Raw genomic sequence first — 23056 nt, 5'->3', positions numbered from 1 at the left:
TCGGTGTCCCACCCTAGACTCGCATCGTGACTGCCACGGCCGGGACCAGGACCGATCAACGCCGACTGCTGCTCATCGACGGCCACTCGATGGCCTACCGGGCCTTCTACGCGTTGCCGAAGGAGAACTTCGCCACCCAGACCGGCCAGCACACCAACGCCGTCTACGGCTTCACCTCGATGCTGATCAACCTGCTGCGCGACGAGAAGCCGACGCACATCGCGGTCTGCTTCGACGTCTCCCGCAAGACCTTCCGCAACGAGGCCTACGCCGACTACAAGGCCACCCGCGGCAGCACGCCGGACGAGTTCAAGGGCCAGGTCAGCCTGATCGAGGAGGTGCTGCGGGCGCTGTGCATCCCGTTCCTCGCGGTGGACAACTACGAGGCCGACGACCTCATCGCCACGCTCACCACGCAGGCCCTCGCCGACGACTTCGAGGTGCTCATCTGCAGCGGTGACCGCGACGTCATCCAGCTGGTCAACGACCGGGTCACCCTGCTGTACCCCAGCCGGGGCGTGTCGGAGGTGTGGCGTCTGGACCCGGACACCGTGCTGGAGAAGTACGGGGTCACGCCGGCGCAGTACCCGGACTTCGCGGCGTTGCGCGGCGACCCGTCGGACAACCTGCCCAAGATCCCCGGGGTCGGCGAGAAGACCATCGCCAAGTGGCTGCAGCAGTTCGGCTCGCTCGGTGCGCTGGTCGACAAGGTGGACCAGGTCAAGGGCAAGGTCGGCGACGCGCTGCGCGAGAACCTGTCCAACGTGCTGCTCAACCGGCAGCTCACCGAGCTGGTCAAGGACGTGCCGCTGGACGTCGGGCCCAACGACCTCGCGCACAAGCCGTGGAACCGCGAGGCCGTGCACAGCCTGTTCGACGAGCTGGAGTTCCGGGTGCTGCGCGAGCGGCTGTTCACCGAGCACACCAGCGTCGAGCCGGAGGCCGAGGAGGGCTTCGAGGTCACCGGCGGGATGCTGCAGCCGGGCGAGCTGGCCGCGTGGCTGGCCGAGCGCAAGGGCCGACGGCTCGGCGTGTGCTTCCGGTACACCCCGGTCGGGGTGGCCAGCGAGGCGGTGGAGCTGCGCACGGTGGCCATCGCCGGCATCGACGGCGGCGGCGTGTTCATCGACGTCGGGCAGCTCGCCGAGGCCGACGAGCGGGCCCTGGTCGACTGGCTGGCCGACCCCAAGGCGCCCAAGCTGGCCTACGACGTCAAGCGCTCGCTGCACGCGGTCCGGCACCGCGGCTGGACCATGCAGGGCCTGGTCACCGACACCCAGCTGGCCGCCTACCTGGTGCGGCCGGGCCAGCGCTCGTTCAGCCTGGACGACCTCGTGCTGCGCTACCTCAAGCGGGAGCTGCGGGTGGAGGAGCAGCCCGAGGAGCGCCAGCTGTCCCTGCTCGACGGCGTGGAGGGCGACGACGCCCAGCTGGCCTCCGGCGAGATCCTCAAGGCACGGGCCATCGCCGAGCTGGCCGACGCGCTGGACGCCGAGCTGGTCCGGCTCGGCCAGGCCAAGCTGCTCGCCGAGATCGAGCTGCCGCTGCTCGAGGTGCTCGCCGAGGTCGAGGCCGCCGGGATCGCCGTCGACGTCGAGCTGCTCACCTCGCTGGACGCGCACTTCGCCGCCAGGGTGAAGCAGGCCGAGCAGGAGGCCTTCGCGATCATCGGCAAGGAGATCAACCTCGGCTCGCCCAAGCAGCTGCAGACCGTGCTGTTCGACGAGCTGGGCATGCCCAAGACCAAGCGCACCAAGACCGGCTACACCACCGACGCCGACGCGCTGACCAACCTGTACGCCGCCACCGAGCACCCGTTCCTCGCGCACCTGCTCGAGCACCGGGACGCCACCCGGCTCAAGATCACCGTCGAGGGTCTGATCAAGTCGGTGGCCGACGACGGGCGCATCCACACCACCTACAGCCAGACCATCGCCGCCACCGGCCGGCTGTCGTCCACCGAGCCGAACCTGCAGAACGTCCCGATCCGCACCGACGAGGGCCGCACGATCCGCGACACGTTCATCGTCGGCGACGGCTACGCCGAGCTGATGACCGCCGACTACAGCCAGATCGAGATGCGGATCATGGCGCACCTGTCCGGCGACGCCGCGCTCATCGAGGCGTTCAACTCCGGCTTCGACTTCCACGCCGCGACGGCCGCCAGGGTGTTCTCCTGCGACCCGACCGAGGTCACCGGCGCCCAGCGGGCCAAGATCAAGGCGATGAACTACGGCCTGGCGTACGGGCTGTCCGCGTTCGGCCTGTCCCAGCAGCTGCGGGTCTCCACCGAGGAGGCGCGCAGGCTGATGGACGAGTACTTCGCCACGTTCGGCGGCGTCCGCGACTACCTGCAGTCGGTGGTGGCGCAGGCCCGCAAGGACGGCTACACCGAGACGATCTTCGGCCGGCGCCGCTACCTGCCCGACCTGCTGTCGGACAACCGCCAGCGTCGGGAGATGGCCGAGCGGATGGCGCTCAACGCCCCGATCCAGGGCAGCGCCGCGGACATCATCAAGGTGGCCATGCTCGCCGTGCACCGCGCGCTCAAGGAGGGCGGCCTGCGCAGCCGGATGCTCCTGCAGGTGCACGACGAGCTCGTCCTCGAGGTCGCCCACGGCGAGCGCGAGCGGGTAGAAGCCTTGGTACGCAAGGGAATGGGCAGCGCCTACCACCTCGACGTCCCGCTCGACGTTTCGGTGGGCTTCGGCCGAAGCTGGAATGACGCGGCGCATTAGGCCGGCGCCGCCGTCCGCGCGGGTGATCGTGCACCTGCGCCGGGCCCGCGACCTGATGGACGCCCGGTTCGCCGAGCCGCTCGACCTCGACGCGATGGCCGCGGCGGCCGGGTTCTCCCGGTACCACTTCGCGCGCGAGTTTCGCGTGGCGTTCGGCGAGACCCCGGGCGCCTACCTGTCGCGCCGGCGGGTGGAGCGGGCCAAGGATCTCCTGTCGTCGGTCAACCTCACGGTCACCGAGGTGTGCATGCTGGTCGGGTTCACCAGCCTGAGCTCGTTCATCCGCAGGTTCACCGAGCTGGTCGGCTGCACGCCGTCGGTCTACCGGCGCACCGTGATCCACAACGGCGGGCGGCCGCCGGTGCCCGGGTGCTTCCTGATGGCCTGGGGACGGCCAGCAATCCCGGACAAGTCCGGGTCCGCGCCGGCCTCCTAGGGTCGAGCCATGATCACCAAGATGTCGCACAACTGCCTGTACGTGCTGGACCAGGACTCGGCGAAGCGGTTCTACACCGACAAGCTCGGCTTCGAGGTGCGCGCCGACGTCAGCATGGGGGAGGGGTTCGAGGGCGCCGGGCAGGGCTTCCGCTGGCTGACCGTCGGGCCGCCCGACCAGCCGGAGATCGAGATCATCCTGGCCGACTGCCGGATGGGTCACGACGAGGAGACCGCCGCCCAGGTTCGGGCCCTGGTGGCCAAGGGCGCGCTCGGCGCCGGCGCGTTCGAGACCGACGACTGCCACAAGACCTTCCGCGAGCTGTCCGAGCGCGGGGTGGTCTTCCTGTCCGAGCCCGCCGAGCGCCCGTACGGCATCGAGGCCGTGTTCCGCGACGACTCCGGCAACTGGTTCAGCCTCACCGAGCGCCGCGCCACGCACGGCTGAGCCATCCTCGTGCCCGCGGCGGTAACCTTGCGCCACCGAACCTGCAGCGAGGGAGGGGTGCATGACCCGGCGGGCCCTGGTCATCGGCGGTACCGGGATGTTGGCCGGGTGCGCGGCGGCCCTGCTCGCCGAGGGCTGGCACGTCGTGCTGCCCAGCCGGCGGTACGCCCCGATCCCCACGCCGGCCGGCAGCGCGGGGAGCGCACGGGCGCTGTGGGTGGAGGCCAACTGGTCGGATCCGAAGGGGCTGGCCGACGGGGCGGAGCGGGCCCTCGGCGGCAAGGCCGACCTGCTCGTCGCCTGGGTGTACGGGCCGGCGCGGCCGTCGGTGCTGCGCGCGGTGGGCCCGCTGCTCGCGGCCGGCGCGCCCGTGGTGGAGGTGCACGGCAGCTCGTCGGCCAACCCGTTGCTCGGCGGGTGCCCGGACCCGGTGCTCGAGGATCACCCGACGCAGCAGGTGGTGCTCGGCTTCGTCATGCAGAACGGCCGCACCCGCTGGCTGACCCACGCCGAGATCGCCGCCGGCGTGCTGGACGCGGTGCGCCGCGCGCTCGACGGCCGCCCGCCCGCGGTCCACCAGGTCGGCGAGTTCCGCCCCTACCCGGTGCACCACTGATCACTGCACGGCGAACTCCCGCCAGCTCACCCCGTCACGGGACTGGCGGTACGCGATGCTCAGCGGTGCGCCCTTCGCGGCCAGGTAGCCACCGCGGGTCCACCGCGGCGCGAAGGCGTGCTCCGTGGGTCCCGCCGGCGTGATCGGCGTAAACGACCGGCCGCCGTCGCTGCTGGCGTAGGGCACCCCGGCCGCCGAGTAGACGGTCAGGCTCCCATCGGCCGCAGCGACGGCGGCACCCCCAATCGTGCGCGGATACCTGACGCCGTCGGCCCGCCAGGTCTGCGCCCAGCTCCGTCCGCCGTCCGCGCTGCGGAATATCGCGATCAGCCCGTCCTCGTCCTCGGGTCCCACGCGGCCCACACCCACGGCGTACACGGCGTCCGGCCCGACGGAGACCCGCACCTCGGCGAACGGTTCGCCCTCGTGGTCGGGCAGCTCGGTGTCCGACCACGAGCGGCCGGCGTCCCGGCTCACCGCGAGTGCCCAGCGCCCGGCGTCCGGAACGAGCCCGGACACCCACCAGCTGCCGTCGACCGCGGCCGAGACCCGGTCGAGGACCATCCGGTCCAGCGGCGGCTGGCTGGTGAGGCGGGCCAGCCGGCCGGAGTAGGGCAGGGTGACCACGACGCTGGTCCTGCCGCAGTCCGCCGTGTCGCACACGTCGTCGAGGACCGTGCCGGGCCGGATGGTGTCGACGCTGTCCTCGACGGTGGTCGGCACCTCCTGCCACGACCGTCCGTTGTCGCCGCTGTACCAACGCTTTCCGCCCGCCCCGGCAGCGCGCTCGTAGACGACGAGCCGGCGGGGTCCGAGTACCTGCAACCCCAACCCGCCGGATCGGTCCCGCAGGCTCGCCGGCAGCTGGTTGACCGCCCAGGGCTCGAAGCCCCCGGTGAACAGCAGGGTCGCCGAGCAATGACCGTTCTGCTGGCAGTAATGGCGGATCGCGTACCCGGTGGTGTCGTCGACGAAGTCGATGTCACCCACGTACTCCCCGCTGGGGGCATCCCCGGCCACCGACGCCGCGCCCCCGCCCCCGCCGGACGGCGGCTCGGTGGTGATGCGCAGCAGGGGAATGGCGGCGCCGATCAGCAGCACGACGGCCGCGGCGCCGAGTTGCCGGCGCCGCCGGGAGATCCGCTGCCGGGACCGCCGGGCCACCTCGGGGAAACCGGGCTGGGACACCGACTCGTACAACCTGTCCCGGAGTCGCCCGAGCTCACCGTCAAGATCAGGCATGGTCCACCTCCGCGGGGGTGCCGAGCGCGGCGGCCAGCGCGGCCCTTGCCCGGGACAGCCGGGACTTCACCGTCCCAATAGGAATGTCCAAAAGCGACGCAACCTCGTCGACCGGGAGATCGGCGAGGTAGTGCAGCACCACGACGGCGCGCTGCTCGGAGCGCAGCGCCCGGATGGCCCGGTGCACGTCGAGGCGCTCGTCGGATCCGGCCGGCGCGAGGACTTCGGGATGGTCACGGCGCAGGAGCCGGTCCAGCATCGCCCGCCGCCGGCCGCGCCGCCTTGCCAGGTTGACCGCGACGGTACGGATCCACGCCTCGGGCTGGTCGGCCGCCGCCACCCGCGCCATCCGCCCGTAGGCCAGCGCGAACGCCTCCTGGGTGATCTCCTCCGCCTCACCGAGGTCGTTGGTCAGCGCGTACGTCGCCAGCACCAACCGCCGGTAGCACGACTGGTACAGCGCCGCGAACCACTCCTGATCGGCCAACCCCACGTCTTCCAAGAGGCACGAGTCACCCCCCAGGTTCCCGAGACCTCAGGACACCGTAAAGCGCAGCAGCGGCAGGCGCCGCCCGGGAATCGACGCCGACCGGCTCTGCCCGACCCGCCGCGCCCCCATGGCCAGGTAGAACCCCTCCGCGTGCGGATCCGCCTCGATGCGCAGCGCCGTGAACCCCGCCGCCCTTGCCGTGCCCACCGCGTGCCGCCACAGCCGCCGCCCGAGCCCGGTGCCGATCGCCCGCGGATCCACCCACAGGTTGCCCAACTCACCGTCGGGTGGCGCCCCGTCCACCGTGTAGAACCCGGCCACCGTCCCGTCCACCTCCGCGACGACCACCCGCCCCGCGGCCACCTCCGCCGGCGACAGCGTCAACTCGGCCCGGCAGGCGGCCAGAAACTCCGCGTCGTACCCCCAGTGCGCCTTGGACCGCAACGCCAACTCGCTGAGCACCCCGGCCTCGTCCGCACGGGCCGCGCGCAGCACGACCTCCGCCATGATCGCCAACCTAGCGCAGCGCGCCGGCCGGGCGGACCTCCCAGGTGATCCACAGTGGACGGTAGCCCTGTCTGGCCCAGAACACCGAGGAGAGCGGGTTGGGCGGGTGGTAGTAGAGGAACGTGCCGACCGCGCCCCTCGAGTACAGCTCCCGGTGTGCGACGGCCATCAGGGCCTGGCCCACTCCGGTGCCGCGCTCGCCCGGCAGCACCGACAGGCAGTTGACGTAGCCCCACCGCCCGGTCGGCAGGCGGATGGCCGTCCAGGAGCCGGGTTCGGCTTCGGTGAGCCAGCATTGGGCCATGCCGGCCGCGACGCCGTCCCGCTCGGCCAGCCACACCGGGTCGCCCCGCTCGAGGTGCCGGTGCACCGACGCGCGCTTGATCTGCGTCGCCTCCGGGCGGTTGATCGCGCCGCCGACCAGCGCCGAGTACTCCAGCTCGGCGAGCTCGAGGCGGACCACGGTGTCGGCGTCGGACAGCCCGGCGCGGCGGATGACCAGCCCGCCGGCGCCGGGGCGGCGGTGCGCGGCCGGGGCCGCGGTGCGGATCGCGATCGCCGACAGCGGGACGAAACCGTGGTCCAGCAGCGCCCTTGTCGCCTCGGCGTCCCTGGCCGGCCAGGTCACCACGCAGGCTGAGTCCGGGCCGGTGCTGCCGCGCGCCATGACCCGCCGCCACTCCCGCAGCAGCGCCTCCATGCCCGCGCCGCCGGCCATGCCGAGCAGCGGGTGCAGCTCCCACACGTCCAGCGCCGACCACAGCGTGCCGACCGAGCCCGGCTCGAGCGTGGTGCGCACCACCACCCCGGCCACCCGCTCGCCGTCGGGCAGCGCCGCGGTGAGCACGTCGCCGTCCGGCGGGGTGGCCGCGGCCGGCAGCATCGGATCCAACCCGGTGAAGCGCGCGGACTGGGCCTGCAGCAACAGGTCCGTCGCGCGCCTCACGCCATCACCTCGCAAGCTCGGTAATGGTGAACCCCGCCGCCTCGTTCCTCGGCGCCGGGGCAGTGCCTGCGGTTCGCTCCGCAAGCTGCGCTCACGCCATCACCTCGTTCCTCGGTGCTGGCGAACCCCAGCGCCTCGTTCCTCGGCGCCGGGGCAGTGCCTATGGTTCGCTCCGCAAGCTCCGCTCACGAAAGCTTCCGGCAACAGAAGATCGCGGTGCCGGGGAACAGCGCGCCGCGCAGCGGGCTCCACTGGCCCCACTCCCGGGTGTGCCCCTCCGGCCATTCCGGTTCTATAACATCTTCCAGCCGGAGGCCGGCCCCGGTGAGCGCGCGGACGAAGTCTCCGATCGTGCGGTGATGCTCGACGTATGTGGCCCGCCCGGCGCCGTCGACCTCCACGTACGGGGTCCGGTCGAAGTACGAGCCGGTCACCCGCAGCCCGTCCGGGCCGGGGTCGTCCGGGAAGATCCACCTGATCGGGTGGGTCACCGCGAAGACCCACCGGCCGCCGGGCCGCAGAACCCTCGCCACCTCGGTGAACAGGCCGTCGAGATCGGTGACGAAGGGCACCGCGCCGAACGCCGAGCAGGCGAGGTCGAAGGAGCCGGTGGCGAACGGGAGCCGCTCGGCGTTGGCCCGCACCAGCGGCACGGCGATCCCGGTGGCCTCGTTGGCCGCGGCCGCGTAGCGCAGCATGGCCGCCGACAGATCCAGCCCCACCGCGCTCGCGCCGCGCTCGACGAGCCATCGAGCGCACGGTGCCGATCCGCAGCCCACCTCGAGCACCCGGCGCCCGGCGACGTCGCCGAGCAGGCCGGCGTCGGCCTCCCGCAGGCCCTCCGGGCACCAGACGAAGTCGGCGACGCCGAGGAACTCGCCGTGCTCGGCGTGGTAGTCGTCCGCATCAGCGTCCCACCAGGCACTATTGGCCGCGACAGACTCCGCGGAGGTCACCGGCCGGCGATCGACTCTCACCGTGCCGAGCGCCTGCTCCGCCCGCGCGTGCCGCCCCGACTGGTGCTCTCGACTCGGATGCGACCCGAGATCGTTCTGCACGCTGCCGGTTATAGCAGCGTTGCGGCTGGCCGTGGCGGCCGGCAAGCGCATGCCCCGGGTTTGCCCAGCACTCTCGCGGCCGCGTAGGATACCGCCGCGCAGTGGTTTCACGCTGCCGTCGGTTGCCCATGCGGGGAATCTTGTGCGGGGGCGTGGCGTTCGTCTAGGTGACGCAAGCGAACTATCCCGCCGCGCCGCACAAACTGCAAATCCCAACTATTGAGTCCATACCGGAGCCACCTACCTAATGACCGCCGACACCACAACTGTCCCGGCTGACACCGCGCCGAAGCAGCAGGTCGCCGTTAACGACGTCGGGACGGGGGAGGACTTCCTCGCCGCCATCGACAAGACGATCAAGTACTTCAACGATGGAGACATCGTCGAGGGCACCATAGTCAAGGTCGATCGAGACGAGGTCCTGCTCGACATCGGCTACAAGACCGAGGGGGTGATCCCCTCTCGGGAGCTGTCCATCAAGCACGACGTCGATCCCGCTGACGTGGTCAGCGTGGGTGATGAGGTCGAAGCCCTGGTTCTCCAGAAGGAGGACAAGGAAGGCCGGCTGATCCTGTCGAAGAAGCGCGCGCAGTACGAGCGCGCGTGGGGCGCCATCGAGGCGCTCAAGGAGGCCGACGAGCCGGTCAAGGGCACGGTCATCGAGGTGGTCAAGGGTGGTCTGATCCTCGACATCGGGCTGCGCGGCTTCCTGCCGGCGTCGCTGGTCGAGATGCGCCGGGTGCGCGACCTTCAGCCGTACGTCGGGCGCGAGCTCGAGGCCAAGATCATCGAGCTGGACAAGAACCGCAACAACGTGGTGCTGTCCCGCCGGGCCTGGCTGGAGCAGACCCAGTCCGAGGTGCGCAGCGAGTTCCTCAACCAGCTGCAGAAGGGCCAGGTCCGCAAGGGTGTGGTCTCCTCGATCGTCAACTTCGGCGCGTTCGTCGACCTCGGCGGCGTGGACGGCCTGGTGCACGTGTCCGAGCTGTCCTGGAAGCACATCGACCACCCGTCCGAGGTGGTCGAGGTCGGCCAGGAGGTCACCGTCGAGGTGCTCGACGTGGACATGGAGCGCGAGCGGGTTTCCTTGTCGCTCAAGGCGACGCAGGAGGACCCGTGGCGCCAGTTCGCCCGCACCCACGCGATCGGGCAGATCGTGCCGGGCAAGGTCACCAAGCTGGTGCCGTTCGGCGCGTTCGTCCGGGTGGACGAGGGCATCGAGGGCCTCGTGCACATCTCCGAGCTGGCCGAGCGGCACGTGGAGATCCCCGAGCAGGTCGTGCAGGTCGGCAACGAGGTCATGGTCAAGGTGATCGACATCGACCTCGAGCGGCGGCGGATCTCGCTGTCGCTGAAGCAGGCCAACGAGGGGGTCAGCCCGGACCAGGAGTTCGACCCGACGCAGTACGGCATGGCCGCCGAGTACGACGCCGAGGGCAACTACATCTACCCCGAGGGCTTCGACCCGGACACCCAGGAATGGCAGGCCGGGTTCGACAAGCAGCGCGAGGAGTGGGAGCGCCAGTACGCCGAGGCGCACCAGCGCTACGAGGCGCACATGAAGCAGGTCAAGGCGGCCGCGGCGGCCGAGGCCCAGGCCAGCGCGTCCGGCGGTGGCGACGCCGAGACCATCGAGGGCGACTACTCGTCCAGCAGCAGCGAGGCCCCCGCCCAGTCCGGCGGCACCCTCGCCAGCGACGAGCAGCTCGCCGCCCTCCGCGAGAAGCTGTCCGGCGGCCTGTAAGAGCCGTCTGAGGACAAGGGCCCCGCAGCGTGTGGCTGCGGGGCCTTCTCGCACGGAGGGCTTACCGTTGTGGGGTGCGCCCGACGATGCTCGCCGTGCTCGCCACGCTGACGGCGCTGGTGTCCGCGTGCACAGACGACCCGCCCGCGGCCGGGCCGAACGTGCCGGCGTTCACCTCGTCGGCGCCGCCGTCGGCCGCCGCGGACAAGTCCGTGCCGAGGACCTGCGGCGGTCTGGCCACCCTGGCCGAGGTCACCGACATCCTGGGCGCCGCGATCACCGGCGAGACGCTCACCGTCGTCGGCGTCCCCGAATCGAAGATCGGCCGCACCGGCCGCCTCGACTGCTACTACGGCGTCCCGGCCGGCAAGACCTGGCGGGAGGCCACGGTCTGGATCGCCTTCGCCGGCTACACCGACTCCGCCGCCGCCCAGCGCCGCATGACCACCACGGTCGAGACCGAGCGCGAGGCCGGCGCCGTGGTCAACGAGGTCGCGGTCGGCGCGGGCCGCGGCATCCTGCTCGCCTCGCCCGCCAACCGCACCCTGGTCGCCGTCCGCGGCAAGAACACGGTGGCCGTCACCGTCGTCCCCACGCTGGTCGCCGACGACAACGCCGGCTCCCTGCTGGCCCGCCTGGCCGACCACGCCCTAACCCCCCGCCCCTAACCCGCGTGTTGGCCCCTGACGTCGCCATGTTGGCCCCTGGCGTGGGTGTGTTGGCGCGTGGCTATGCCAACGCTTCCGCCAGCCGCTCACGGGGGGCCCAGGCGCGTTCGGCCGCGGCGGTGGCGGCGCGGCGGCGCAGCCCGGCGAGGGTGTGTCTGGCGGGCACCGTGATGGCCGTCCACCATCCTCTTCGGTACTCCGCCAGCGCCTCGGCTACCGGCCGATGCTCGATGCAGTGCACCAATCCCGGCGTGCCAAGCCGATGCCGTCCTTCGCGCCTGCCCCTGCGCACCATCCACCCTCCGCGTCATTGCCCGGTGCGGGCACCTTAGGCGATCAAGGTGCCAAAACCCCGCAAGCCCCCGGCGTGTCACGAGCCCCATCAGTCACGGTCGAGGTAAGGCACCGCGGACCGGACTGCCAGAATGCCGGCATGCTGCGCGTTGGCCTGACCGGTGGGATCGGCTCCGGCAAATCCACTGTGGCCGGTCGGCTGACCGAGCACGGCGCCGTGGTGATCGACTCCGACCGGCTGGCCAGGGAGGTGGTGGCGCCCGGCACGGACGGGCTGGCCGAGATCGTCGCGGCGTTCGGGTCCGGCGTGCTGGCCGCGGACGGCTCCCTGGACCGCGCGAAGCTGGCCGCGACGGTGTTCTCCGACGACACCGCGCGCAAGAGGCTCAACGCGATCGTGCACCCCAGGGTCGGCGCCAGGACCGCCGAGCTGATGGCCGAGGCGCCGGCCGACGCGATCGTCGTGCACGACGTGCCGCTGCTGGTGGAGAACGGCCTTGCGCCCAACTACCACCTGGTGATCGTGGTGGACGCCCCGGTGGAGATCAGGGTCCACCGCCTGGTGACCGCCCGGGACATGTCCGAAGCGGACGTTCGGGCCCGGATCGCCTCGCAGGCCACCGAGGAGGCCCGCCGCGCCGCCGCCGACGTCTGGCTGGACAACGCCGGCGCGCGCGACGAGATCCTCGCCGCCGTCGACGCGTTGTGGGCCGACCGCCTGGTGCGCTACGAGGCGAACGTCCGGCTGCGCCGCCGGGCCCGGTACGGGCCGCCTCGGCTGCACGACCCCGATCCCACCTGGCCGGTGCAGGCCGAGCGGCTGGCCGCACGGATCCGGCGGGCGGCCGGGGACAAGGCGCTGCGCGTGGACCACATCGGCTCCACCGCGGTGCCCGGCCTGCCGGCCAAGGACGTCATCGACCTCCAGCTCACGGTGTCTACTTTGGATGACGCGGACGCCGTCGCGGACCCGCTCACCGAGGCGGGTTTCGTGTTCCGCCCCGGCGTCGACCAGGACCAGGTGCACGCCGCCTACCCCGACGCGGCGCAGTGGCGCAGGCGTTACCACAACTCCGCCGACCCCGGGCGCGTGGCCAACCTGCACGTGCGCGCGCACGGTTCCCCTGGTTGGCGCTTCGCCCTGCAGTTCCGCGACTGGCTGCGCGCCGATCCGGACATCCGGGCGGAGTACCTGGCGGTCAAGCGCGAGTTGGCCGCAAGGTACGCCACCGACGAGGGCACCGCCCGGTACGCCGACGCCAAGGAACCCTGGTTCGCCGAGGTCTACCCCCGCATGGCGGAGTGGGCGCGGCGCACCGGCTGGTCGGCCGGGACGCCGTAACCTGGCGTCGTGCCGGCCAGCAGGACCGCCCAGTACGTCGCGCTCTACCGCGCGCTGGAGACCGTGGAGCGGCGGCGGCCGCCGCTGTTCTCCGATCCGTACGCGACCCGGTTCCTGTCCCCGGGGCTCAACCGGTTGGTCCGGCTCGCCCGCCGGCCCCGGCTGCACGCGCTCATCGCCCGCTACGCCGACTTCCGCGCGCCCGGCGCCCGCACCAGCGCGATCGGCCGGACCAGGATCATCGACGACGTGCTGCGCGCCGCGGCCGCCGCCGGCACCCGCCAGCTCGTCATCCTCGGCGCCGGCTTCGACTGCCGCGCGCACCGGCTGCCGGAGCTGGCCGGCACCGAGGTGTTCGAAGTGGACAGACTGCGGACCCAGGCGGAGAAGCGCGCTCGCCTGCCCGAGGCGCGCGCCGGCCTGCACTACGTCGCGGTCGACTTCCTGCGTGACGACGTCGCCGAGCGGCTCGCCGCCGCCGGCTGGGACGCCGCCCGCCCAACCGCGTTCGTGTGGGAGGGCGTGACCAACTATCTCACCCGCGACGCGGTCGAGCGGGTGCTGGCCTTGATCGGCCGGACCGCGCCGGGCGGCACGCTGGTGTTCACTTACATCCACGGCGGCCTGCTCGACGGCAGCGTCGCGTTCCCCGGCGGTGACAAGATGATGAGCAACGTGCGCACGCTCGGCGAGCCGTGGACCTTCGGGCTGCACCCGCACGAGGTCGCCCCGCTGCTGGAGCGCTTCGGCCTGTCCCCGCGCGAGGATCTCGGTGCCGACGACTACCGGCGCCGCACCGGCCTGCCCGCCACCGGCTACGCCTTCTACCGCCTTGCCGTCGCCGAGGTGGCGGGCTAGCCGGGCGCGGCGGCTGCGGCCCGCAGCACCACCGAGGCCAGCGCCACCAGCTCCTCGGCGATGCCCGGCCGGGCCGCCAGCCGGGGGGTGCGGGTCAGGTCGTTGACGATCGTCAGTGCGGCGTGGACGGTCACCCTGGCCTCCCGCTCGTCGAGGGCGGGCGCGGTCTCGATCAGGAGCTTGACCCATTCGGCGACGTACGAGCGCTGGATGCGGAGCAGCTCCTTGGCATCCCGCTCGGCCATGCTGATCGACTCGCTGGCGAAGACCGCCATCAGGTTCCCGGTGCGCAGCACGGTGTCCACATAGGACCGGACGAGCCGGTCGAGGGCGTCGGCCGGATCGGCCGCCTCGCGCAGCGCGCGGTCGGCGTCGACGTGCAGCCGGTCGCCCATCCGGTAGCCGGCGGCCACCAGGATGTCGGCCTTGCTGGCGAAGTGCCGGTAGATGCTCGGCCCGGCGATCCCCGCGGCCGCGCCGATGTCCTCCATGCTCACGGCGTGGTAGCCGCGCTCGCGGAACAACCGGGTGGCGGCGGACAGCAGCTCCTCGCGCCGGGAGGCGGGGGTGCGCTGCCGGGCCGGGCCGCTCGAGGCCGGCTCGGGCGCGGGCAGACCGGAGTAGTCGAGCACCGCCGCGGCCAGCCATGCCAGCAGGCGCTCGAACCGCTTGCGGGGCAGGCTCAGGTGGTGCACGGAGATGCTGCCGAACACGCTCAGCGCCGCCCAGCACAGCAGGTCCGCGTCCGCCGCGGCGAGGTCGGGCCGGCTCTCCCGCAGCGCGGCCGACCACCGGTCCATGATCCGCGCGCCCGCCCGCCGGATCGCGGCCTGGTCCTGCCTGCCGAGGTGCGAGCCCTGCCAGCGCCACAGCGCGGTGATCTCCCGGCGCTCCACGACCAGCCCGGCGACCGCCGAGAGCAGCCCATCGAGCCCGCCTTCGGCCAGCGCCTCCGCGCTGACCTGCTCGAACACCTCCAGCCCGGTCCGCAGCACGTGCGCGAGCACGTCCCGCTTGCCGGCAAAGTGCCGGTAGACGGCCGGCCCGGTCACGCCGGCGGCGCAGGCGATGTCGTTCACGCTGACCGCGTGGTACCCGTGCCGGCCGAACAGCTCGGCCGCCGCGTCGGCGAGCTGAGCCTTCCGATTGGCCGGTCTGTGAGGCACGTCTAACACGCTAGGTGAGAGCACATCCGTTGACAACCAGCGATTAAGTGGAAACATGTTAATCGGTATTAGCTCGCTGGCGAGCCTGAGAGGACCAGACGCGTGTCTACCGAAGCCTTGATCTACGACGCGATCCGGACCCCGCGCGGTCGCGGCAAGAAAACCGGCTCACTGCACGGCACCAAGCCGATCTCGCTGGTCGTCGGCCTCATCGACGAGCTGCGCAAGCGCAATCCCACCATGGACGTCGACCGCCTCTCCGACATTCTGCTCGGCGTCGTGAGCCCGATCGGCGACCAGGGCTCGGATATCGCCAAGACCGCGGCGATCGTCGCCGGACTGCCGGACACCGTCGGCGGTGTGCAGCTCAACCGGTTCTGCGCGTCCGGTCTGGAGGCGGTGAACATGGCCGCGCAGAAGGTCCGCGCCGGCTGGGACGAGCTGGTGATCGGCGGCGGCGTCGAGTCGATGTCCCGGGTGAAGATGGGCTCCGACGGCGGCGCCTGGGCGATGGACCCGGTCACCGCGTACGACACCTACTTCGTGCCGCAGGGCATCTCCGCCGACCTGATCGCCACGATCAGGGGCTACTCCCGGGAGGACGTCGACGCCTACGCCGTCCAGTCCCAGGAGCGCGCGGCCAAGGCATGGGCCGGCGGCTACTTCGCCAAGTCGGTCATCCCGGTGGTCGACCAGAACGGGCTCACCGTCCTCGACCACGACGAGCACATGCGTCCGGAGTCCACTGTGGAGAGCCTGGGCAAGCTGCCGCCGTCGTTCGCCGCGATCGGCGACATGGGCGGCTTCGACGCCGTGGCCCTGCAGAAGTACCACTTCGTCGAGAAGATCAACCACGTGCACCACGCGGGCAACTCCTCGGGCATCGTGGACGGCGCGGCCTTGGTGCTGGTCGGCAGCGAGCAGGTCGGCGCCGAGCTGGGACTGAGCCCGCGGGCCCGGATCGTGGCCACCGCGACCACCGGTGCCGACCCGACGATCATGCTCACCGGCCCGGTCCCGGCGACGCGGAAGCTGCTGGCGCGCACCGGGTTGACCGTCGACGACGTCGATCTGTTCGAGATGAACGAGGCGTTCGCCTCGGCCGTGCTCAACTACCAGCAGGAGCTGAACGTCCCCAACGACAAGCTCAACGTCAACGGCGGCGCCATCGCGATGGGCCACCCGCTCGGCGCCACCGGCGCGATGCTGGTCGGCACCATGGTCGACGAGCTGCACCGGCGTGAGGCCCGCCGGGCCGTGGTGACCGCGTGCATCGGCGGCGGCATGGGCGTGGCCACCCTGATCGAGCGGATCTGACAAGGAGCATTTGTGACTGAGCGAAACACCATCCGCTGGGACAAGGGTGACGACGGCATCGTCGTGCTGACCCTGGACGACCCGGAGCAGTCGGCCAACACGATGAACTCCGCATACGTCGCGTCCATGAGGTCCACTGTGGACCGTCTGGAGGCCGAGCGCGACGGGATCGCCGGCGTGGTGATCACCTCGGCCAAGAAGACGTTCTTCGCCGGCGGCGACCTCAACGACCTGATCCGCGCCCGCCGCGAGGACGCCCAGCAGGTCTTCGACGGGATCACCGAGATCAAGGCTCAGCTGCGCCGGCTGGAGAAGCTGGGCAAGCCGGTGGTCGCGGCCATCAACGGCGCCGCGCTCGGCGGCGGCCTGGAGATCACCCTGGCCTGCCATCACCGGATCGCGGCCGACGTCAAGGGTTGCGTGCTCGGCACGCCCGAGGTCACGCTCGGGCTGCTGCCCGGCGCCGGCGGCGTCACCCGCACCGTCCGCATGCTCGGCATCCAGAGCGCGCTGCTCAACGTGCTGCTGCAGGGCCAGCGGCACAAGCCCGCCAAGGCGCTGGAGCTCGGCCTGATCGACGAGGTCGTGTCCACCGTGGACGAGCTGGTGCCGAGGGCGAAGGAGTGGATCAAGGCCAACCCGGCGCCGGTGCAGCCGTGGGACGCCGAGGGCTTCAAGGTCCCCGGTGGGACGCCGTCGCACCCGGCCTTCGCGGCCAACCTGCCGGCGTTCCCGGCAAACCTGCGCAAGCAGCTCAAGGGTGCCAACCTGCCGGCCCCCAAGGCGATCCTGGCCGCGGCGATCGAGGGCGCCCAGGTCGACATCGACACGGCGCTGACCATCGAGTCGCGCTACCTGGTCGAGCTGGTCACCGGCCAGGTGGCCAAGAACATGATCAAGGCGTTCTTCTTCGACCTGCAGCACATCAACTCCGGCGGCTCGCGGCCGCAGGGCTTCGAGAAGTACACCGCCCGCAAGGTGGGCGTGCTCGGCGCCGGCATGATGGGCGCCGGCATCGCCTACGTGTGCGCCCGCGGCGGCATGGAGGTCGTCCTCAAGGACGTTTCCGTTGAAGCGGCACAGAAGGGCAAGGACTACTCGGTCAAGCTGACCGAGAAGGCCGTCTCCCGCGGCAGGACCACCCGGGAGAAGGGCGACGCGCTGCTCGCCCTGATCAAGCCCACGGATCGCGCCGAGGACCTCGCCGGCTGCGATCTGGTGATCGAGGCGGTGTTCGAGGACCAGTCGCTCAAGCACAAGGTGTTCCAGGAGATCGAGGGGATCGTCGCGCCGGACGCGCTGCTGGCGTCGAACACGTCGACCCTGCCGATCACCGGGCTCGCCGAAGGGGTCAAGCGGCAGGAGGACTTCATCGGCCTCCACTTCTTCTCGCCGGTGGACAAGATGCCGCTGCTTGAGATCATCGTCGGGCAGCGAACCGGCGACGCCGCGCTGGCTCGCGCGTTCGACGTGGCGCAGCAGATCAACAAGACCCCGATCGTGGTCAACGACAGCCGCGGCTTCTTCACCAGCCGGGTCATCGGCACGTTCCTCAACGAGGCCGTCGCCATGGTCGGCGAGGGCGTCAACCCGGCGTCGGTGGAGCAGGCCGGCTCGCAGGCCGGCTACCCCGCGCCGCCGCTGCAGCTGATGGACGAGCTGACCTTGACGCTGCCGCAGAAGATCCGCAAGGAGACCAAGGCCGCGGTGGAGGCCGCCGGCGGGGTGTTCCCCGAGCACGGCTCGTACGCCGTGATCGACCGGCTGGTCGAGGAGTTCGGCCGCAAGGGCCGCTCCTCCGGCGCCGGCTTCTACTCCTATGTGGACGGCAAGCGCGACTCCCTCTGGTCCGGGCTCTACGAGCACTTCCACAAGGAGGGCCACGAGATCCCGTTCGAGGACATGAAGGAGCGCATGCTCTTCGCCGAGGCGCTGGAGACCGTGAAGTGCTTCGACGAAGGCGTCCTCCGCTCCGTCCCCGACGCCAACATCGGCTCGATCATGGGCATCGGCTTCCCACCTTGGACCGGCGGCGTCATCCAGTACATCAACGGCTACCCCGGCGGCCCACCCGGTTTCGTCGCCCGCGCCCGCCAGCTCGCCGAACGCTACGGCGACCACTTCCTCCCCCCCGCCTCGCTGGTGGCCAAGGCCGAGAAGGGCGAGATCTTCGAGTAGCCCGGACGACTATTCGCCGCGCATCGACCGGCGGATCTGCTCCAGCCGCTCGCGTCCCGCCCGGTCGCGTTCGGCCAGCTGCTCGTCGAGCGAGGTGGCCTGCGGCGTCTCGTCGGCCAGCTCGGTGGTCCCGGCCGCGGTGGCGGCCCGGTTCTCGATCCGGTCGCGGACGTAGTCGAAGGTCGGCACGCCGGCGTCGGTGTAGTCGACCGGCGCCGGCGGCGGGGGGTCGTCGACGACCTCGCCCTCGATCACCACGGGTTCCTCCGCCGGCTTGTCGCTCATACCGGCGAACCTACCCTTCCGCGCGCAGCAGGGTGGTCAGCTCCTCGGCGACCCGGTCCAGCGGCCGGGTGCTGCGCTGGGCCTTGGCCACGACGATGGCGCCCTCGACGGCGCAGACGATCAGGGTCGCCACGGTGTCCGGCCGGGGGATGCCGTGCTCGCGCAGGGCGGTGGACAGGGCCGCCTCCCATGAGCCGAACGCCTCGCCGGCGATCCGCCGGGCTTCGGGGGCGTCGCCGCCTTCCAGGGCGCCGGCGGCGACGGGGCAGCCGGAGGCGAAGTCGGTGTCGAGCAGCTGCTGGCGGAAGAACCCGACGATCTCGCGGATGGCGCCCGCCGGGCCGTGGGCGGCCATGGATTTGGTGATGAACCGGGTCATCAGCCGGCCGGCGTGGGCGGTGGCCTCGCGGGCGAGCTGCGCCTTGCCGTCGGGAAAGTAGTGGTAGAGGGAGCCGCGGGGGGCGCCGCTGTGCGAGATCACGTCGGAAAGGGCGGTGCCGGCCACGCCGCGTTCCCGGAAAAGGGCGACCGCGCTGTGCAGCATGCGATCCCGCGGGGTCATGCGTTGTGCCACCGTTCGATCGTAGATTATGCTGGTCGTCATATTAATTCGTGCCGACGGGGATCGACATGGACGGGTGGCACAAGTCGGCGTGCATCCTCTGCGAGTGCAACTGCGGGATCGAGATCTCCCTCGACGGTCGCCGCCTCGCCCGCATCCGCGGCGACAAGGAGCACGTGTCCTCGGCCGGGCACACCTGCAACTAGGCGCTGCGGCTGGACCACTACCAGAACGGCGGGCACCGGCTGACGACGCCGCTGCGCCGCAAGCCCGACGGCACGTTCGAGGAGATCGACTGGGACACGGCGATCGCGGAGGTCGCCGCCCGGCTGGCGGCCGTGCGCGACGCGTACGGCGGTGACAAGATCTTCTTCTACGGTGGGGGCGGCCAGGGCAACCACCTCGGCGGCGCGTACAGCGGGGCCCTGCTGCGCGCGCTCGGCGCCCGGTACCGCTCCAGCGCGCTGGTCCAGGAGAAGATGGGGGCTGGGTAGGGGTGGGACACGGAGATCAACTTCGGGGCCAAGATCGTCCTGTAGAAATGACGGCGGCGCAGCGCGCGGCGCAGCCGTCATTCAGCGGGCGATCTCGGGCGACTTGCCGGAGCCCTGCCCGTGGAGAGGCAGGGCTGGGCTGCTAGCGGAGGGTGACGCGGAAGACGCGGAGTTCGCGGCCCGAGCGGGTGGTGTAGTCGTCGTAGGCGGGCCACACCTTGAGCAGGGTGTGCCAGGCTTCGGCGCGTTCGGGGCCGGTGAGCAGGGTGGCGGTGACGGGGAAGGTGTGGCCGCGGGTGCGGATGGTGGCCTCGGGGTGGGCGATGAGGTTGGTGGACCAGGCGGGGTGGCCGGGCTTGCCGAAGTTGGAGCCGACCAGGAGCAGGCTGCCGCCTTCGGGGATGGCGATGAGCGGGGTGTCGCGGGGGAGGCCGGTGCGGCGGCCGGTGGTGGTGAGCAGCACCGAGGTCATGCCGCCGAGGCGGGACAGCGCGAGCCGGCCGCCGGTCCAGCGTTGCAGCGCGGTGTCGACGAAAACCAGTCGCGGGCCGATCTTGGGCAGCCAGGACCGGCGTCCGATGTAGAGCGCAAGCCGGTGCAGGGGTTTCACGAGCTGTCACGGTAGCGCGGGCGGCCCGGGACGCCGGGGCGGGTCTGCCACGGGTGGGGGCCGGTGAGCGGGCGGTATTCGACGCCGAGGGCGTCCAGCCGGGGGAGATGGTGGACGGCGAGCCGGGTCTCGAACTCGGGGTAGTCGCGGGGCGCGGGGCTCCAGACGACCTCGGCGAAGGCGGCAAGGCGGGGGAAGGCGGCGTAGTCGACGCTGCGCGGCGAGTCCAGGTGCTCGGTCCACACGGCGGCCTGCGCGCCGAGAGCGCCCGGCGGGGGTTCGTAGCCGTAGACGTCGGCGACGGTGGTGACGTAGCCGACCGGGATGGGCTCGTCGGGGTGGTCGGACTGGCGGTGGTCGAGGTAGAGGTACCGCTCGGGGCAGGCGATGACGTCGTGGCCGGACACGGCGGCGGACCGCCAGCATCCGATGATCATCTCCGGCGGAAGGTCGTCGATGGCCAGGAGATCGTCCCAGCCCATGGGCCGGCGGCCGAGCCGGATCAGGTGCGCGGCGATCTCGGTGACCAGGCGCCGGCCGCCGGAAGCCTCGTCGCCGCCGAGGCAGATCACTTTGGCCGGGAACACGTCGACCACGTGGGAGAACACCCGGCGGTAGAACTCGATCGTGGACTCCGCGTCGGACAGCACCGTTTCGCTGATGCCCCAACGGGTCCACACGCTCGACGGCGCGCCGTCGACGCCCAGCGCCGGGTAGGCGGCGATCGCGGCCCGGCTGTGCCCCGGAATGTCCACTTCGGGCACGACGGTGACGTGCCGGGCGGCGGCGTAGGCGACGATCTCGCGCAGGTCGGTGGTGGTGTAGTAGCCGCCGTGCGGGCGGCCGTCGTGCTCGACAGTTCCGTCCGGCGGGCGGCCGACCCAGGACCCGGCCCGCCAGGCGCCGACCGACGTCAGCAGCGGGAGCTCCGGAACCTCCAGCCGCCAGCCCTGGTCGTCGGTCAGGTGCAGGTGCAGCACGTTGAGCTTGTGGACGGCCAGCAGGTCGATGAAGCGCAGCACCGCGGCCTTGGGCATGAAGTGCCGGGCCACGTCGAGCAGGCAGCCGCGCCAGGCGAACCGCGGGTAGTCCTCGACCACCCCGCACGGCAACGGCGTCGGTCCACTGTGGAGCGCGGCCGCGCGGAACGCGTCCGGGCCGCGCAGCTGGCGCAGTGTCTGCTCGGCGTAGAAGGCGCCGGCGTCGTCGGCGGCGTCGACGTGGACGGAGTCCGGGGTGATCATGAGGCGGTAGCCCTCCGGCGGAAGCACGGCGTCGGTACGCGCAAGCCGGACCGGGCGGGGGAGCAGGCCGTCGAATCCCGTCATCCCTTGACGGCTCCGGCCATTCCGGCCACCAGGTGGCGCTGGACCAGTATGAAGAAGACGAGCACGGGGATCGTCATCAGGGTGGAACCGGCCATGATCGCGCCCCAGTCCTGCTCCTCGGGTTTGAAGAACACCAGCAGCCCCAACGGAAGCGTGCGGTTGTCCACTCCGGAGATGAGAAACGTCTTGGCGAACAGGAAGTCGTTCCAGGCGTGGATGAAGGCGACCACGCTGACCGCGACCAGACCCGGCGCCACCAACGGGAACAGGATCTGCCAGGTGAACCGGAGCCGGCCGGCGCCGTCCAGAGCTGCGGCCTCTTCCAGATCCGAAGGCACGGCGGCGACGAAACCGCGCAGCATCCAGATAGCGAACGGCAGGCTGAACGCCAGGTGCACAAGGACGAGGGCGCCGAGCCGGTTGAGGCCGAACGCGGGCGCGACGTCGCCGAGCGAGCGCATCAGGAAGAACAGCGGGATGGTCAGCGCCTCCACCGGGACCATCTGCGCCACAAGCAGCATCACCACCAGCACGGTGCGCCCGCGGAAGCCGAACCGGGTGAGCGCCACCGCGGCCAGGAACGAGATCAGCAGCGCGCAGGCCACCACGAGCACGGCGACGATCGTGCTGTTGACGAAGTAGCGCCCGAAGCTCTCCACGTCGAGCACCCGCCGGAAACTGTCCACAGTGGGCGCCGCGGTCCACGGCCGCGGGTCACGGGTCAGCACCTCGCCCGCCGGCTTGAGTGCCGACAACACCATCCAGTACAACGGAAACGCGACCAGCAGCGCGACGATCACGCACACCGCGTCCGCGACGAGCTGCCGCCGGCTCACGGTACCCACGTGCCCCGCCGCCGCATCCGGACATATCCCGCGGTGATCAGCATGAGCAGCACGGTCATCACCACGCCGATCGCGGCGCCGAAGCCGTACTGCTCCCCGGCGAACGCCTTCTGGTAGGCGAACACGTTGAGCACCAGGTTCTGCCCGGCGATGCCGCCGCCGTTGGTCATCACGTAGATCTGGGTGAACACCTTGAAGTCCCAGATGATCGACTGGACCGTGGCGATCATCAGCAGCGGCCGCAGAACCGGCAGCACCACCCCGGTCGCGGTGCGGGTCCACGAGGCGCCGTCCAGCGCGGCGGCCTCCAGGATCTCCCGGTCGATCGCGGTGATCCCGGCGTACATGGTGACCAGCACGAACGGAAACGAGCACCAGACGATCTCCGCGGCCACCAGCCCGAACGCCGAGTACCGCTCGAAGGTCCAGGAATGGCCGGGCATTCCGAGGATCTCGTTGACCAGACCGAAGTCCGGGTCGAACAGGAACAGCCAGACGTAGGAGCCGGCGATCGTCGGGGTGGCCCACGCCCCCAGCGCGGCCAGGAACAGCAGCAGCCGTGGCACCCGGCGCACCCGGCTGGCCAGCACCGCGAGCGCCGTGCCGACGATCATCGTGCCGGCCACGCAGACCGCCGCGAACAGCACGGTGGCCAGCAGCACGTCCCAGAACTGCGGATCGCCGAGCAGGACGGCGTAGTTGTCCAACCCGAGGAACACCAGCGGTGCCGCGCCGCTGGCCTGCGGCTGCCCGTAGTCGTAGAGCGAGATCAGCACCAGCTGGTAGATCGGGTACGCCAGCAGCGCGAGCAGCACCGCGCCCGCCGGCGCCAGGTACAGCGCCGCGGCCCGGCCGTCCCGGCGCCGGGTGGGCCGACGCCGGGAC

General features: G+C 71.4%; 25 protein-coding genes. 12 read left to right on the top strand and 13 right to left on the bottom strand.

Annotated features, from left to right (window positions below; all coding sequences use genetic code 11):
* Positions 1-89: 89 nt before the first annotated feature.
* From polA to VGX25_RS12185, 4 genes are all read left to right on the top strand, one after another.
* Positions 90-2738, top strand: coding sequence for a DNA polymerase I (gene polA / locus VGX25_RS12200; protein WP_414635778.1), 2649 nt, complete (start codon positions 90-92; stop codon positions 2736-2738).
* Complete coding sequence (locus VGX25_RS12195; RefSeq protein ID WP_326917777.1) at positions 2722-3174, top strand: AraC family transcriptional regulator; 453 nt, start codon at positions 2722-2724, stop codon at positions 3172-3174. Before polA ends, VGX25_RS12195 begins: the two co-directional genes overlap by 17 nt.
* 9 nt (positions 3175-3183) lie before the next feature.
* The gene (locus VGX25_RS12190; protein WP_326917776.1) at positions 3184-3621 is read left to right on the top strand and encodes a VOC family protein; all 438 of its coding nucleotides are present in this window, start codon (positions 3184-3186) and stop codon (positions 3619-3621) included.
* Positions 3622-3682: 61 nt separating this feature from the next.
* A complete protein-coding gene (locus VGX25_RS12185) occupies positions 3683-4237 on the top strand; it encodes a hypothetical protein (protein ID WP_326917775.1) in 555 nt (184 codons plus the stop codon).
* Here the strand turns inward: VGX25_RS12185 and VGX25_RS12180 are convergent, their stop codons facing one another.
* The 5 genes from VGX25_RS12180 to VGX25_RS12160 all read right to left on the bottom strand — a co-directional run bounded on the left by VGX25_RS12180 (position 4238) and on the right by VGX25_RS12160 (position 8531).
* On the bottom strand, positions 4238-5479 hold the full coding sequence (locus VGX25_RS12180) for a hypothetical protein (RefSeq protein WP_326917774.1): 1242 nt from the start codon (positions 5477-5479) through the stop codon (positions 4238-4240).
* Positions 5472-5972: a sigma-70 family RNA polymerase sigma factor gene (locus tag VGX25_RS12175; RefSeq protein WP_326917788.1), complete on the bottom strand. Its 501-nt coding sequence runs from the start codon at positions 5970-5972 to the stop codon at positions 5472-5474. Before VGX25_RS12175 ends, VGX25_RS12180 begins: the two co-directional genes overlap by 8 nt.
* 42 nt (positions 5973-6014) lie before the next feature.
* Positions 6015-6476 carry a GNAT family N-acetyltransferase gene (locus VGX25_RS12170; RefSeq protein WP_326917773.1) on the bottom strand — a complete coding sequence of 154 codons (462 nt, stop codon included), beginning with the start codon at positions 6474-6476 and terminating at the stop codon, positions 6015-6017.
* Positions 6477-6486: 10 nt separating this feature from the next.
* Positions 6487-7422 carry a GNAT family N-acetyltransferase gene (locus tag VGX25_RS12165; protein ID WP_326917772.1) on the bottom strand — a complete coding sequence of 312 codons (936 nt, stop codon included), beginning with the start codon at positions 7420-7422 and terminating at the stop codon, positions 6487-6489.
* A 185-nt stretch (positions 7423-7607) separates the two neighbouring features.
* Positions 7608-8531 (bottom strand): class I SAM-dependent methyltransferase, encoded by a 924-nt coding sequence (locus tag VGX25_RS12160; protein WP_326917771.1) that lies wholly within the window; start codon positions 8529-8531, stop codon positions 7608-7610.
* 196 nt (positions 8532-8727) lie between these two features.
* Here VGX25_RS12160 and rpsA point away from each other — a divergent pair, with 196 nt between their 5' ends.
* On the top strand, positions 8728-10224 hold the full coding sequence (rpsA, locus tag VGX25_RS12155; protein WP_326917770.1) for a 30S ribosomal protein S1: 1497 nt from the start codon (positions 8728-8730) through the stop codon (positions 10222-10224).
* Between the two features lie 74 nt (positions 10225-10298).
* Positions 10299-10892: a hypothetical protein gene (locus VGX25_RS12150; protein ID WP_326917769.1), complete on the top strand. Its 594-nt coding sequence runs from the start codon at positions 10299-10301 to the stop codon at positions 10890-10892.
* 61 nt (positions 10893-10953) lie between these two features.
* On the opposite strand, the gene VGX25_RS12145 is transcribed toward VGX25_RS12150, so the two are convergent.
* The gene (locus VGX25_RS12145; RefSeq protein ID WP_326917768.1) at positions 10954-11187 is read right to left on the bottom strand and encodes a hypothetical protein; all 234 of its coding nucleotides are present in this window, start codon (positions 11185-11187) and stop codon (positions 10954-10956) included.
* Between the two features lie 138 nt (positions 11188-11325).
* Between VGX25_RS12145 and coaE the strand changes: the two genes are divergently transcribed.
* Both coaE and VGX25_RS12135 read left to right on the top strand, forming a co-directional pair.
* Entirely contained in the window at positions 11326-12528 is a 1203-nt protein-coding gene (gene coaE / locus VGX25_RS12140) for a dephospho-CoA kinase (protein ID WP_326917767.1), read from the top strand.
* Positions 12529-12537: 9 nt separating this feature from the next.
* Positions 12538-13386 carry a class I SAM-dependent methyltransferase gene (locus VGX25_RS12135; RefSeq protein WP_326917766.1) on the top strand — a complete coding sequence of 283 codons (849 nt, stop codon included), beginning with the start codon at positions 12538-12540 and terminating at the stop codon, positions 13384-13386.
* On the opposite strand, the gene VGX25_RS12130 is transcribed toward VGX25_RS12135, so the two are convergent.
* Positions 13383-14552: a TetR/AcrR family transcriptional regulator gene (locus tag VGX25_RS12130; RefSeq protein ID WP_326917765.1), complete on the bottom strand. Its 1170-nt coding sequence runs from the start codon at positions 14550-14552 to the stop codon at positions 13383-13385. The genes VGX25_RS12135 and VGX25_RS12130 overlap by 4 nt on opposite strands.
* A 102-nt stretch (positions 14553-14654) precedes the next feature.
* Between VGX25_RS12130 and VGX25_RS12125 the strand changes: the two genes are divergently transcribed.
* Positions 14655-15869, top strand: a complete 1215-nt coding sequence (locus VGX25_RS12125; protein ID WP_326917764.1) for an acetyl-CoA C-acetyltransferase — start codon at positions 14655-14657, stop codon at positions 15867-15869.
* A gap of 12 nt (positions 15870-15881) precedes the next feature.
* The gene (locus VGX25_RS12120; RefSeq protein WP_326917763.1) at positions 15882-18047 is read left to right on the top strand and encodes a 3-hydroxyacyl-CoA dehydrogenase NAD-binding domain-containing protein; all 2166 of its coding nucleotides are present in this window, start codon (positions 15882-15884) and stop codon (positions 18045-18047) included.
* Positions 18048-18056: 9 nt separating this feature from the next.
* Here the strand turns inward: VGX25_RS12120 and VGX25_RS12115 are convergent, their stop codons facing one another.
* Both VGX25_RS12115 and VGX25_RS12110 read right to left on the bottom strand, forming a co-directional pair.
* On the bottom strand, positions 18057-18332 hold the full coding sequence (locus tag VGX25_RS12115; protein WP_326917762.1) for a hypothetical protein: 276 nt from the start codon (positions 18330-18332) through the stop codon (positions 18057-18059).
* 10 nt (positions 18333-18342) lie between these two features.
* Complete coding sequence (locus VGX25_RS12110) at positions 18343-18906, bottom strand: TetR/AcrR family transcriptional regulator (RefSeq protein ID WP_326917761.1); 564 nt, start codon at positions 18904-18906, stop codon at positions 18343-18345.
* A gap of 38 nt (positions 18907-18944) precedes the next feature.
* Here VGX25_RS12110 and VGX25_RS12105 point away from each other — a divergent pair, with 38 nt between their 5' ends.
* Together VGX25_RS12105 and VGX25_RS12100 are read left to right on the top strand one after the other, a co-directional pair.
* Positions 18945-19100, top strand: coding sequence for a hypothetical protein (locus VGX25_RS12105; RefSeq protein WP_326917760.1), 156 nt, complete (start codon positions 18945-18947; stop codon positions 19098-19100).
* Positions 19101-19103: 3 nt separating this feature from the next.
* Entirely contained in the window at positions 19104-19388 is a 285-nt protein-coding gene (locus tag VGX25_RS12100) for a molybdopterin-dependent oxidoreductase (protein ID WP_326917786.1), read from the top strand.
* 142 nt (positions 19389-19530) lie between these two features.
* Here VGX25_RS12100 and VGX25_RS12095 read toward each other — a convergent pair whose 3' ends face one another.
* The 4 genes from VGX25_RS12095 to VGX25_RS12080 form a co-directional block, all read right to left on the bottom strand.
* Positions 19531-19998, bottom strand: coding sequence for a nitroreductase family deazaflavin-dependent oxidoreductase (locus tag VGX25_RS12095; RefSeq protein ID WP_326917759.1), 468 nt, complete (start codon positions 19996-19998; stop codon positions 19531-19533).
* Complete coding sequence (locus tag VGX25_RS12090; protein ID WP_326917758.1) at positions 19995-21326, bottom strand: beta-N-acetylhexosaminidase; 1332 nt, start codon at positions 21324-21326, stop codon at positions 19995-19997. The genes VGX25_RS12095 and VGX25_RS12090 overlap by 4 nt, the downstream gene beginning before the upstream one ends.
* Positions 21323-22162, bottom strand: a complete 840-nt coding sequence (locus VGX25_RS12085) for a carbohydrate ABC transporter permease (RefSeq protein WP_414635777.1) — start codon at positions 22160-22162, stop codon at positions 21323-21325. The genes VGX25_RS12090 and VGX25_RS12085 overlap by 4 nt, the downstream gene beginning before the upstream one ends.
* The coding region (locus VGX25_RS12080) for a sugar ABC transporter permease (RefSeq protein ID WP_326917756.1) at positions 22159-23056 on the bottom strand (898 nt) is incomplete at its 5' end. The genes VGX25_RS12080 and VGX25_RS12085, both read right to left, overlap by 4 nt.

It is taken from the genome of Actinophytocola sp. (assembly GCF_035942955.1).
Classification (GTDB): Bacteria; Actinomycetota; Actinomycetes; order Mycobacteriales; family Pseudonocardiaceae; genus DASYTH01.
Note: the sequence above shows the minus strand (reverse complement) of the source record. Positions and strands in the feature narration are given on the sequence as shown.